Genomic DNA, 13525 nt, shown 5'->3' on the forward strand with positions numbered 1-13525 from the left:
CCATATTAAGGTTGTTGATTATAAACATAGAGACATTCCAAAAGAAGAATGGACTAAGATAGAATTAAGAAATAATTCTTATAAGAAAACAAAGCAGCAATAAAAAAGATTTGGGGACTCAAGACCTGTCACTTTGCCTGATAATTTACACTTATTTCATGTGCTATTTTGCACATCCAGCTTTAAAACCAGCTATTTTTTCATGTGAATATTAACTCGGTTTTTTTTTCCTTAGACATTTTTTCAAATAAATCCACCGGCATTGTGAATTTGGTTGTTTTCTCATTACGTCAATATGTATCTATTTCTATCTGTTAAGGCTTGTCGTTGATTTTATAAATAACTAAACCCCGCCAAGTGATGGCGAGGTTTAGTTATTTATATTAAACTACCGATCTCCGTTACATGAACAAAGAACTAATTTATCGTGTGACTTTCTAATAAAACTTGCATTTTCAAAATAATAGACATCCCTCAAGTAAGTCTAATTTAAATTTAGTGGGGCTTAAGAGCATACAGGAGCACAAGGTAATTCCACGTTAGAATCTGAAGTCCCATTACTATAAAGGAAATTTGCAAAAGATGTTCCTGCAGTAAGTGTTACGCTACTGTTAAACGTATACGTGAATGACAATGGTGTAGCGGTAGTTTGATTGGGATTAGCTCCAATTCCATTGCCACTTGGGGCAGTAGTACAAATACCTTCGCAAGCAAATCCATCTGTACAAGTAAAATCTCCAAAAGATACACAAGGTAAATCTATACAGAATGTGACTAAGGGGCTACTAGGATTTATAGTAATTGTAAATGTGTTATTAAGCGGAGAAAATGTTGTCATTATCACTGTTCCACTTTCTGTAGTTATTGTTGAAGAACAAGGTATTACACCCATATATGGTGACCTCCTTTCAAATAAGATACATTTAAAATATTCTCACTTAAATTATTTGTTTGGACAAACAGGTAATCTTATAAAGATGTATGTAATAAAGTTGAACATCAATCTTTACTTCTCTGCAAAAAAACTGAATCGTTAGTTGAACAAGCACCCAGTTAAATATTGATATGAATTGTTCCATCTGATTTAACTGTAACCAATGGATACTCAGGAGAGTTTTCACCAGTAAGAATACTTTCTTTATCTAGAATTTTTGATAGGCTTTTCATAAATTTAAATACCGCAATAACTACAGTTATACTTTTAACTTCTTTTGGATCAATATCAAATTCTATTTCATCTTCTGAAAAGAAATGGCAATTAATCAAAACACCATTAATGTTAATAGACATTAAAATATGGTAGTCATTATCTTTTAAAAAATGGGCATCATTGGTTTCTTCATACTCCGTTTCTTGTCCATCCTTGTAATAAACAATATCCCAAGGAGAAGTGCGAATCCAATCAAAAAATTTTTGCCAATCGGTTAAATCAACGTCAACAATATAAATATCCCTTAGACTTCCATCCTTGAAAAATACTTTATCCAAAACCTCTTTTGTAATTTCTGTTTAATAAGTCCCAATAATATGATTATTTCATTTGTATTTTACCACTTCTTCTTGAACTAAACTGCCCGTTAGCCATCCATGAAGCGCAAAAATCAGCGCTTCACCATAGAGAATGAAAATGGATTCCCCTGTCTATACTGTTTCTACGGCTGGCGAAAAAGGTCGATACACTATGGTGCCATAGAGCCCATCCGGTAGTCTGACTCCAACGTAGTTAAATTCCAGAAACAAATCAGGGCTTCGGCTCTGATTTATTTTTTTGATAAAACCTGTCCTTTTTTCGACTTCATCCATATATAAAAAGTGAATGAATTTATAAAGAGTCTCAAGAAAGGGATGGTAATAATGGCAAGGTATCGCGTGGTTTACACTCAATTTTGGGATGATCCGAAGGTTGTGGAGGAAATGACTCCGGAGGATAAGTATGTGTTTCTTTATTTGTTGACGAATAAAAATACGAAGCAAATCGGGATTTACACGATAACAAAAAGACAAATGGCTTTTGATACAGGGTATTCGCAAGAGGCCATTCAAAGTATCTTGGAGCGATTGATCAATAAGCACAAACTTTTGAAATATAACCAGGAAACTCGGGAAATCGCTGTTAAGAATTGGGGGAAATTCAATTTTATTCGCGGCGGAAAACCGGTGGAGGATTGCGTGAGAAGCGAATTAGAAAAGGTAAAAGACTTACAACTCATTGGGTATGTAGGGGAACGTATTCGAAATGTCAAGATGAGGAAGTTATTCGAATCATATGCTGATTCTTCTTTTGAATGGTCTAAAAACGAGTCAGATGATCTATCGAATCATGACAGTCTGGACGATACGTCCACGATACGGGGACAAAAAGAAAAACAAAAAGAAAAAGAAAAAGAAAAACAACTACTAAGTAGTCGGTGTGATCAGGTGTTTGATTTTTATCAACATAATTTTGGCGTACTATCGCCATTTATCACAGAAGAGATTGGAGATTCTGTAGACGAATTTGGGGAACTTCTTGTGATAGAGGCTATGAAAATATCATTATCTGTCGGTAAACGAAATTGGCGGTATACATATGGGATTTTGAAAAGGTGGCGTGACGAACGGGTGAACACGCTGGAAGATGTATGGGCGTTGGAGAAGGAGTTTGAACAGCGGAAAAAGGGTCCAGCTATGACAGAAATGAGCCCCAATGTACCAAGTATTTATCAGCATAATCCGTCAGAGGGGGAGGAGTGACATGACTGTCGAAAAAGCGCTGCTTGGCTGTATGCTGAAGGAGAATTTTTACATAGGGAATAGTGTGATCAGGCCTGAACAATTTGAAGACCATCGTCATCAAGCACTTTATAGGGAAATGCGTCTTTTGCATGAAAAAGGCAGGAGCGTGGACATCATTACGCTCACGACAACCGTGGATATGGAACCGTTCGGAGGAATCTCCTATCTTTACGATCTACAATCGTATGCCAATCCGAAAAAGTTTGATGAATATGAGCAGCTCCTTCTTGACCAATGGAAGGAGCGGGAGAAGAGAAATATTTTAACACGGGCAAAAGAGGAGGACTGGGGAATCCAGCAAGTGATTCAGACGTTACATCTCATTGATGAAGCGAGAATGGATGACCATTTGTCCATTTCAACAGCATTGGCTGATATTTATGAAGCACCATGGCAGGAAGGGAAGCAAACAAAAGGGATTCCTGCGGGGATTAAGCGTTTGGATCAAATGACGAATGGTTTTCAAGCGGGGGAGCTGACGGTCATTGCTGCTAGGCCATCCATGGGAAAAACAGATGTGATGCTCCATTTTGCGAAAGAAGCTGGCTGGCATGGGTATCTTCCCATTATTTTTTCACTCGAGATGCCTACTCAAAGCTTGGTACAAAGGTTAATCGCCTCCACAGGGGGGATCAACCGCATCAAATTACGAAACCCTTTTCAAAGTCTTAGTTTGGAGCAAAAGGAAAAATGGACGGACATTATCGGGCGTATATCCAAGACAGATATGCAGATATTTGACGGCGCCAGGCAAACAATCGCTGAGATGAGGGCGAAAACGAGAAAGCTGATTCATCAATTTCCTGAACCAAAACCGATCATCATGATTGATTATTTAACGTTAATTCGCCCAAACCAGGATTATGGCGGAAACATGCACATGCAAGTGACGGAAATTTCTCGGGAATTGAAGATGCTCGCCAAGGAAATGAACTGCCCCGTTCTCTTGCTTGCCCAATTAAATCGAGCGGTGGAGCAAAGGCAAAATAAACGACCTCTCATGTCGGACATCCGTGAATCGGGAAGTGTCGAGCAAGATGCGGACGTCATTATTTTCCTCTACCGTGATACGTACTATGATCTGGCCTCAGACCAGAAACAGCTGGAGCTGATTATCTCTAAAAACCGCAATGGCCCAGTCGGAACTGTTTTTGTAAACTATAATCAATTTACAGGGAGAATGGATGATGCCAACGATTGAAGCTCTTTATGAAGATGCCATTCGCTATGAGGAGCATGTCCTTGCTCATTACATTCTTTGCTTAATTCAAGAGGGGAAAATTTCATTGGATGATGAAGATTCTGTTTTGTTTGAAGTTCAGCCTGATATGGAGAAATTGACAAACATGATTGAAAACAATCATCTTCGTTTTTGCGAGATTCATATGTATGCACTGAAGGTGGGGGAGGGGAAATGGGCTTTTATTTTTGCTGAAAGTGAAGAAGAAGCGAAAATACATTTGTGGCGAACGACGGGACGAAGGGCATTGAATTGTCGTGAAATGGCTCCGGATGAAGAGGTATTCATCGCTAATCGCTTTATAAGTTTTCGTGAATGGAAAAAGGAACATAAGGAATTTCCTTGTTTGGTTGGGTATTGCTGAAGGAAAGTGCCAGAAACGGCCGTTATGAACCTTTCATGGAACGCGTTTTCTTAGGAGAGTGCCAGAAATGGTTGTCATGGACCCTTCATGAAGCGTGTTTTCTGAGGAAAGTGCGAGAAACGGACGTCATGAACCTTTCATGGAACGTGTTTTCTGAGGAAATGCCAGAAATGGTTGTCATGAACCCTTCATGAAACGTGTTTTCTTAGGAAAGTGCGAGAAACGGTCGTTATGATACTTTCATGGTGCGCGTTTTCTTTGTACTGTGCCAAAATCGCGATTTATTTAACGGAATTTTAAAAATAGTTTGAAAGTAGTAGTTAATTGCTTTACGATACGAGTAAAGTAGGTTTTCCAAATGAGAGAAGTGAGTTTTTTTAGTGAAAAAATCATATTTACCCTATTGTGTGTTCGTGTTCCGGATGTTCATCGGCGGACTAATCTGCCTAATATGATTGCCATCAAAATGGACCTGGAAGGAGTGGCTGAAATGTGCTGCATCGCTGGAGTTGGGGGCGATGTCTTGAAACGCTTGGGAGACAAGGGATTGGAAATATGAAATTCATTCAAATAATATATATTATGAAAAGGGATTTTATTATGGATAGAGGACACAAGAAGAAATAGGCGGAAGAGGGGTTTTCATTTGGCTATTATATTTACGATGCTGATCTTAGGAATACTGTTAGGATTTATCGGGGCTGGCGGGGCTGGATTTATTATTGCGATTTTGACATTGATGTTTCATATCCCAATACATACGGCGTTGGGTACATCTTTAGCGGCAATGGCATTTACCTGTCTGTCAGGTGTGGTCAGTCATTACCGCGAAGGCAATATCGTGTTAAAGGCGGGAATCGTTGTCGGGGCATTTGGTGCCATTGGCGCCTTTTTTGGCTCGATGATTGCCGCGATTATCCCTACTGCGCAATTGCATTGGTTCACTGGGGGCATACTGATTTTTTGTTCGATATTACTCGTTTTCCGATTATTTCTATTAAAACAGCCTTCAGCCGTGCAGGAGGCCTCAGCTGCTTCAGAAAATAATTACGGATTTTGGATTCGAGCAATTACTCTGGGGCTGCTTTCCGGTCTGATGGCAGGGTCTTTCGGCATCGGAGCTGCACCATTTATCCAGCTTGGATTAATGATCTTTTTAGGATTATCAGTCCGTCACTCCGTCGGAACCACGATGCTGGTCATGCTTCCAATCGCGATTGGCGGCAGCCTTGGATTTAGTACGGGCGGATATGTTGATGTGATTCTTCTTATACAAATATTAGTCGGTTCGATGACTGGTGCCTATATTGGCGCGAAATTCACCAACTTTGCCCCAAAATCAGTTTTAAAAATATCGATGATTTCAACGCCCGCAGTAGCTGGGCTTTTACTCCTCTTGGGCTAATAAAATGCGATTTATTTTGGCTATGGTGTTAGTCTCATAGTCAGGTAGGTTTTACTAAGTTAGGGGATTTGCTACATTCAATCGGAAAGAGGCAGGAATATGAAAAATCCCATAGTCATAGAAGGGAGATATATAGTTTGTCAGTTTATAAGCTTTAGAGAATACTAAGTTAAGGATGGTTGCAATTACCTAATCAGGAACAGAAGAAAAACTACCCAAATTATGTCATAATTAATACAAGAGAGTATGGATATTGAATCTAAAATACTAGAACTAAAGGTATTGCTCTTTAGGAGGTTTTTCTTGAATGACTAGTGCAGTGGTGACAAAGCAAACTTGGATGAGTTTTGTACAAGAAGGGTCTATCGATGAACGAAATTTGTCATATGAAATTCTCCAGTCTTGGCAATTATGTAGACAACATAACGTAAATCCGTATGATGGAGTTGCCACGAAAATTTTAAATAGAGAAGACTTTGAAAAAAAAATGAAAGAGAATCAACTATTGATCAGTTTGACGAAACAGACTCTTCCACAATTACAAAGATTTTTAAAGGCTTCCAATTATGTAACCATTTTAACGGACTCTGACGGATGTATTTTGTATAGAGCGGGTGAAAGTTCCATTGTAAATGCAGCAGAGCGTATTTCCTTTAAAGAGGGAGTAACATGGATTGAGGAGGAAGTAGGTACAAATGCGATTGGGTTGGTAAAGAGATGGCTAAAACCGATAAACGTTAATGGCTATGAGCATTTTGCTAGAGCCTCTCAATCTTGGAACTGCTTTGCCGCTCCGATTCTAAATCAAAATCAAGAACTGTTAGGGGTGCTCAATATTTCAAGCATGACTCCTCCTAGTAATGTTCATTATGTATTATCGTCAGTGCAGTTAGCTGCTGACACCATTTCATTGGCTTGGAGAAAGACAGTGCAAGAAGATATTGAATGGTTATCAAAGTATGACTTCTATTCAGATACTCTTTCTATTATATGTTCATGGGATAAAACCATTTGTGCTTTATCGCCTCAACTCATTCCTAATTATCAAGGTTTGATAGGTTTATCGCTTACAGAAGTAGATAAAGAAGATTTAAACCTATCAAATACACTTATTCCCATCTTAAAAGAAAATAGAGTGATTGGTTACCGCATTCCGATTATGGAGGAAGAAGAACAAACCATACCTTTGAGATTTGATGGAGTTAAAGGAGTAAGTAAAAAATATCACGATCTGTTAAAAGAAGTAGAAAAAGTGGCTCCCACAGAAGCTCCTGTTCATATACTTGGTGAAACAGGTGTGGGAAAAGAAATAATTGCAGAGGCCATTCATCATAATAGTCATCGTTCAACAGGTCCTATTGTTAAGGTAAATTGTGCTGCTATTCCTGAACAGTTGTTAGAAAGTGAACTTTTTGGTTATGAACCAGGTGCCTTTACAGGAGCTAATAAAAAAGGCTTCAAAGGTAAATTTGAACAAGCAGACGGTGGTACTCTGTTTCTTGATGAGATTGGCGATATTTCTCAATCGATGCAAAAAGCTTTATTGAGAGTTCTTCAGCAAAAAGAGTTAACGCGTTTAGGTGGTACAGATGTCAGGAAGGTAAATGTCCGTCTCATTACAGCGGCCAATATCGATATAAGAGATTTAGTGAAACAAGGAAAAATGAGAGAAGACTTTTTTTATCGAATTTACGTGTATCCTATGACCATTCCTCCATTACGCGAAAGAAAAGAAGATATAAAAAGTTTAATAGAAAACTTTTTTCTGAAAGAACAATGGTTTCCGCGTTGGAGAAAAAGGTTAATCAGTATTTTTACAAAGGGTCAATGGCATGGGAATGTTCGTGAATTAAAAAATTCACTCGAACGATGCAAACTACTATATGCATATAAAGTTCCTACAGATGATGAATTGTTACAATTGACATCAACTTTGGATGAAATATCATTAACAAATACTTATACACAAGTGAATAACTTTAGAGAAGAAGTAGAAATCAACAAGATTAAAGACGCACTCATCAAATATAAGGGGCATGTATCCAATGCAGCAAAGGAATTACAAATATCGAGAGCCACTTTATATCGAAAGATGAAAAAATATGATTTGTAATCATAAAGATAGAATCAGCCGGATCTCTTTATTTCGATAGATATATCTTAGAGTACCACTTCATTGAGACAAAACGGGTCAATATGAGACAAAATGAAACAACTTGAGAATAATTGTTTCATTTTGTCTTTATTTTTTTATAAAAAAGGAGTTAGAAACTATATCAATGTAGTAATTTTGAAGTTGGCACGAAATTTGCATTATAGAAGTGTGTAGCAAAAATACACCAAAGAATGACGTAAGATAGGGGATGGGCTGAATGAAAGCATTAAGATGGCATAACGCAAAAGATTTAAGACTAGACAATATTGATGAACCGGTAGCAAAAAAAGGGGAAGTAAAAATTAAAGTGGAGTGGTGTGGAATTTGTGGTAGTGATTTACATGAATATACCGCAGGTCCTATTTTTATTCCAGCGGAAACACCACATCCATTAACGGGTGATAAAGCTCCTATTGTCATGGGACATGAGTTTTCTGGACAAGTTGTTGAAGTCGGTGAAGGGGTATCAAAGGTACAAGTGGGTGACCGAGTTGCAGTAGAACCAATTTATTCTTGTGGAGAATGCGAAGCTTGTAAACAAGGAAAATATAATCTTTGCTCGAAAATGGGATTCTATGGCCTGGCAGGAGGCGGAGGCGGATTTTCTGAATTCACTTCTGTGCCAGAACATATGATTCATAAGCTTCCGGAAAATGTATCTTATGAACAAGGGGCACTCGTGGAGCCATCAGCTGTTGCTCTTCATGCTGTTAAACAAAGTAAAGTCCAAGTCGGCGATAAAGTAGCTGTTTTTGGAACGGGCCCAATCGGTTTATTAGTTATTGAAGCATTAAAAGCAGCGGGTGCAGCAGAAATTTATGCAGTTGAATTATCTGAACAACGCAGACAAAAAGCAGAAGAACTAGGCGCGATCGCGATTGATCCGAATAATGGTGACGTTGTAGAGCAAATCCACCAGCTTACAAATGGTGGAGTGCATGTTTCATTTGAAGTGACTGGAGTACCGCCAGTTTTAACACAAGCCATTAACTCTACGAAATTCAACGGAGAAACTATGATTGTAAGTATTTTTGAGAAGGAAGCATCCATTCATCCTCAAAATATCGTTCTAAAGGAACGTTCAGTAACGGGGATTATCGGATATCGTGATGTTTTCCCAGCCGTCATCAGTTTAATGGCACAAGGATACTTCCCTGCAGATAAACTCGTAACGAAACGCATCACGCTTGATGAAGTAATTGATGAAGGCTTCGAAGGTCTGTTAAAAGAAAGAAACCATATTAAAATCTTAGTAAAAGCTGAATAGTTGTTTGAGAAGGTGATTATCCTCGAATTAAATTTAGCATCAAGATTCTAAATATGAAAAAAAGATGATATGAACGGCACCCCTAATTTTAGCTCTGTCTAATATTAGGAGGTGCTATTCTTAATCAAATAGATCGTTTATGTTCATTCTCTTGCTTGTATGCTAGGTTTAATTTTTCCACGACTTCTTCTGAAGAAATCTCACCGTGAATTTCTTTTTCCATTAGATTAGATAGTAATGGACTAGGCTCAAATGGCCCATCGATTTGATTTATATTTTGAGCAAATTCCCAGGATTTTCATCTAGCCTCTAAATTCTTATTTATGCAAATTTATTACACGACAACTCATTGTCCAACTGTTATTTTATGCTTTTCCCCCATTTTTATTTTTTGAGAGAATGATAGACTTTTAGGCAATGTAATGGATGCAAAACTAGCAAGAATGGCAAGGATCCCTGCAGCACCAAACGAAATGAAATGAGTTCCGAACACTTCGAATGCCCAGCCTCCCATGAATGACCCGATGGCTGCACCGATTTGATGCCCTACAAAATAGGCGAATCCGTTTAACATTCCGAGTAACCGCACTCCGTATAAGTCACCTAAAATCGCTGTGGACATAGCAACGGAACCGGCCCATACCAACCCTCCAATAAAGGAAACGAGAAAGAGCTGCCAGGTAGTCATCGATAAAACGAGAGCGAAAAATCCAAGTCCGCGAACAAAATAGATGATAAATAAAAGATTTTTCCGTGGAAAACGGTCCGCAAGCTGCGCTAAAAACAATGTGCCAATAATGGCAACAATCCCGATCATCCCTATCCCAAACGAAGCGGTCATGGGTGAAAAATGATGATCGATCAACATCGGCACCCCATGGGAACCTAATAGATTCATCCCAAATCCACAAGCAAATAAACTAAAAATAATTTTCCAATATGTCTTTGTCATTAATGCATCCTTAAATGTGATGGCTGGTTCTTCCCGGCTAATTTTCTCGCCAGCGGTTCCCATACCGTCAGCCCCAGCCGGAACATCTTCCCTCATTATTAAAATGGCTGATGGAAGGACAAGGATGATAAATATTCCTCCAAATAGTAAGAGGGTGTTCTGCCAGCCGACAAGACCAATCAGCCAGGTTTCAGCGGGCGTCATTACGGCAATCCCCGCCATTGCCCCGGTCGTTAAATAAAAAAGTGCCTTCCCTCTCTGACGGACAAACCATTTACTAATAATGGGCGATAACGTAATACTACTTAAAAAAGAAAGTCCAATCGACAGGAACACACCGAATGATAATAGAAACGAAAGCATCCCGTTGGAGTTAACCGTCCATACAATCGAAATACATACAATGGCTAATCCTATCAATAATACAAAACGTGTATGAAAAGTTTTTAATAGAATTCCAGCTAGCAACATGCCGATCCCATAAACAATCATTCCAGCTGAAACAATCAGCGAAAATTCCGTGCGAGATAACTTTAAATCCTCCATAATCGGATTGACAAAGGGACCGATGCCCATTCGCAAGCCAGTTGTAAGCAACACAATGACCGAAGCAGCGATCACAATATACCAGCCGAAATAAAGACCTTTAATTTTATTCATGTTGTACTCCCATTTCATTTTTTTTGCAAATACTTAAGCAAACCCTTCATGGCGAGGTTTTTCATAAAGGTCCAACAAAACGAGTCCCATGAACCTTTCATAGTGAGCGTTTTTCACACGGGTGCTCCGAAACGCGAGTCATGAACCCTTCATAGGAGCATTTCTCGTACGGGCGCTCCAAGACGCGAGTCACATCTACTCTAAGTTTAAGATATTCAAAGGCAGATACCAAATTAGTTTAGGCTTCCTAATTAAATATTTTAATTTGATTTCCTTAAAATTACAAAGTTTAAAATTGTCATTCGAGTTAAAGAAAGCACTAGTAAGAAAAGTTCGAGTCATATTTTTGTAGACAGGCTTTTCAATGAGTGAAATAATTTGAATTATGAGATAAAGTAAATTTCAAAAAAATCTAAATTCTTTTAAGAGAAAAAGTGGTTAAGGAATGCCAGAAGGAGTGGAAAAAGATGAATTATAATTTTGACGAAATAATTGATCGTAAAGGGACAAATGCAATGAACACAGACGGCTTTAGAGAATATATTTTTAAAGCAACAAAAGACATGGTTTTCCCTTATAAAGATGATGAATTTATTCGTATGTGGGTAGCTGATATGGAGTTTGCTGCTCCTCCTGAAATTATCGAAGCGGTCAAAGAGCGAGTGGATAAGCGGATTTTTGGTTATAGCAAGGTATTTGATCCAAACTATTATCTTGCTTTCTCCAATTGGACGAAACAGCATTACAACTGGACCTTCGAACAAGAGCACTTGGTGACTTCGCCTGGAATTATACCTGCTTTGTATGAGTTGGTTGAATATATCTGCAAACCAGACGAGAAGGTATTAATCGTTACACCGTCTTATGCCTATTTCAAACATGCTGCGGATTTCAGTAATATTGAATTAGTAACCTCTGATCTAGTGAATCAACAGGGTTATTACACGATGGATTTTGATGATTTAGAAGCAAAAGCGAGCGATGAAAAAGTAACATTATGCATTTTCTGTAATCCCCACAATCCATCTGGTCGTGTGTGGACTCCAGAAGAGTTAAAGAAATTTGGCGACATTTGTCTTGAAAATAATTTGTGGATAATTTCGGATGAAATTCATTGCGATTTGCTTAGAAATGGAGTTGTTCATACCCCACTGGCAAAAGTCTTCCCGCAAACAGATAGGATTATCACTTGTATGGCAACAAGCAAAACCTTTAATTTGGCTGGGTTAATGTTCTCGAATGTCATCATTCCTAATGATGAAATCAGAGCGGTGTGGAAGGCCCGCCACTACGATTTTGAAAACCCGCTGAGCATTGCAGCGACGCAGGCAGCCTACGAGCACGGTCATGAATGGCTCAAACAATTAAAAAACTATCTAGATGACAATTTTGCTTTTACCAAACAATATTTAGAACAACATTTACCTGAAGCTGAATTTCGGATTCCTGAGTCCACTTATCTGGCATGGGTGAATATTAAATCATATCTGCCCAACGAAGAAAACTTTCCATTATACTTTGCCAACAATGCAGGGGTGCTTCTGGAAGGCGGGAATATGTTTGTCGACAATTCAGACGGTTATATTCGCCTTAACCTGGCATGTCCACGATCTGTTTTAGAAGAGGGACTAAAAAGAATATGTGAAGTGTTGAAAAAGGAAAGCGATATGAAATCAGATTGTTTGGTGGGCCAAGATTAATAGATTATGTTCCCATTTTTTATAGAAAAAAATAAAAGACAAATAACCATCAAATGTTGTTAAATCAACTTTTGATGGTTATTGTTTGTTTTAAATAAGAAAGTAATACCTGGATTGTTCATTAAAACTTAGGATAGTTAATTTAAAGATGATCAACTAAGTTCAGAAAGATTCGCAGCAACCATAGATATGTCTAACTAACCTGTTGGAACTTAAACAGGAATACTTGAAATGCAAAGGAATTTTACAATCGAATTTGTTTTATTCATCCAATTGTGGGGAGTTGTTGAATCTAGGAAAATACAATCAAAGGGTTTCAGATCATATTCCTCTTTGTCAATAAGGATAGTAAGTTTCCCTTCTAGAACGTAAAGAAATTCTTGCCCCGAGTGTGAATAAGAATCCTCTCTATTAGCGCCTGGATTAAGCAATACTAATATAGGATTAAATAGTGGATTTTCAATGTTTCCCACTAAATCCCTATAAAAAAATTGGCTATGTAAGGTGTTCGTCTTATTTATTATGTTTCTCATAACAGTTGGTGTAGCTTTCCTATCAGAATCTGAAAAGAAGTGGCTCGGATTGACTCCAAGTGCTTCAGAAATTTTTTTCAATGATTCAAGCGTTATTGATGATTTTGAGCGTTCCACTTGAGATAAAAAGCTGATTGAAAGATTAGTTTGATCGGCTATTTGTTTTAATGTTAACTTTCGCTCTTTTCGTAAACTCTTTATTTTTACTCCAATTAAATCGTTCACTTCCCCACTCCTTGTCTAACATTAATCAAGCTTGCCATTCTGGAAAAATTATTTACTAAGATGTTATATTAAAATTTCATTCGTTTTTCATTCAATATAAAATTAATATATCTAAATGGTGAATTTGTTGATTTTAGGTCGAAGAAAGTATAATAAAATTCCTTACAATTAGATTTGGTAATCTTGTCCAACTTTCTAATCAAAAGGAGCATAACACAAAAGCTAAAATTTATGAACTCTATTAACTGT

At 37.9% G+C, this 13525-nt stretch carries 12 protein-coding genes; 9 read left to right on the forward strand and 3 right to left on the reverse strand.

Annotated features, from left to right (window positions below):
* Positions 1-653: 653 nt before the first annotated feature.
* The gene (locus tag V7127_RS19705) at positions 654-1037 is read left to right on the forward strand and encodes a hypothetical protein (protein ID WP_335347346.1); all 384 of its coding nucleotides are present in this window, start codon (positions 654-656) and stop codon (positions 1035-1037) included.
* Positions 1038-1053: 16 nt separating this feature from the next.
* Here V7127_RS19705 and V7127_RS19710 read toward each other — a convergent pair whose 3' ends face one another.
* Positions 1054-1488 (reverse strand): hypothetical protein, encoded by a 435-nt coding sequence (locus V7127_RS19710; RefSeq protein ID WP_335488831.1) that lies wholly within the window; start codon positions 1486-1488, stop codon positions 1054-1056.
* Between the two features lie 366 nt (positions 1489-1854).
* On the opposite strand from V7127_RS19710, the gene V7127_RS19715 reads away from it, so the two are divergent.
* The 7 genes from V7127_RS19715 to V7127_RS19745 all read left to right on the forward strand — a co-directional run bounded on the left by V7127_RS19715 (position 1855) and on the right by V7127_RS19745 (position 9206).
* The gene (locus tag V7127_RS19715) at positions 1855-2733 is read left to right on the forward strand and encodes a DnaD domain-containing protein (RefSeq protein ID WP_335488834.1); all 879 of its coding nucleotides are present in this window, start codon (positions 1855-1857) and stop codon (positions 2731-2733) included.
* Position 2734: 1 nt separating this feature from the next.
* Entirely contained in the window at positions 2735-3976 is a 1242-nt protein-coding gene (locus tag V7127_RS19720; RefSeq protein ID WP_335488837.1) for a replicative DNA helicase, read from the forward strand.
* Complete coding sequence (locus V7127_RS19725) at positions 3960-4379, forward strand: hypothetical protein (protein ID WP_335488841.1); 420 nt, start codon at positions 3960-3962, stop codon at positions 4377-4379. The genes V7127_RS19720 and V7127_RS19725 overlap by 17 nt, the downstream gene beginning before the upstream one ends.
* A gap of 358 nt (positions 4380-4737) precedes the next feature.
* The gene (locus tag V7127_RS25950; protein WP_438824041.1) at positions 4738-4938 is read left to right on the forward strand and encodes a hypothetical protein; all 201 of its coding nucleotides are present in this window, start codon (positions 4738-4740) and stop codon (positions 4936-4938) included.
* Positions 4939-5043: 105 nt separating this feature from the next.
* Positions 5044-5784 (forward strand): sulfite exporter TauE/SafE family protein, encoded by a 741-nt coding sequence (locus V7127_RS19735; RefSeq protein WP_438824042.1) that lies wholly within the window; start codon positions 5044-5046, stop codon positions 5782-5784.
* 307 nt (positions 5785-6091) lie between these two features.
* Positions 6092-7897, forward strand: a complete 1806-nt coding sequence (locus tag V7127_RS19740; protein ID WP_335488846.1) for a sigma-54-dependent Fis family transcriptional regulator — start codon at positions 6092-6094, stop codon at positions 7895-7897.
* Positions 7898-8156: 259 nt separating this feature from the next.
* Positions 8157-9206, forward strand: coding sequence for a 2,3-butanediol dehydrogenase (locus tag V7127_RS19745; protein ID WP_335347354.1), 1050 nt, complete (start codon positions 8157-8159; stop codon positions 9204-9206).
* 346 nt (positions 9207-9552) lie between these two features.
* Here the strand turns inward: V7127_RS19745 and V7127_RS19750 are convergent, their stop codons facing one another.
* Positions 9553-10818: an MFS transporter gene (locus V7127_RS19750; RefSeq protein ID WP_335488849.1), complete on the reverse strand. Its 1266-nt coding sequence runs from the start codon at positions 10816-10818 to the stop codon at positions 9553-9555.
* A gap of 467 nt (positions 10819-11285) precedes the next feature.
* Here V7127_RS19750 and V7127_RS19755 point away from each other — a divergent pair, with 467 nt between their 5' ends.
* A complete protein-coding gene (locus tag V7127_RS19755) occupies positions 11286-12518 on the forward strand; it encodes a MalY/PatB family protein (RefSeq protein WP_335488852.1) in 1233 nt (410 codons plus the stop codon).
* 212 nt (positions 12519-12730) lie between these two features.
* Here the strand turns inward: V7127_RS19755 and V7127_RS19760 are convergent, their stop codons facing one another.
* Positions 12731-13276: a helix-turn-helix domain-containing protein gene (locus V7127_RS19760; protein ID WP_335488855.1), complete on the reverse strand. Its 546-nt coding sequence runs from the start codon at positions 13274-13276 to the stop codon at positions 12731-12733.
* Positions 13277-13525 lie beyond the last annotated feature (249 nt).

It is taken from the genome of Bacillus sp. JJ1773, assembly GCF_036962035.1.
In the GTDB taxonomy this organism is placed as follows: Bacteria; Bacillota; Bacilli; order Bacillales; family Cytobacillaceae; genus Cytobacillus.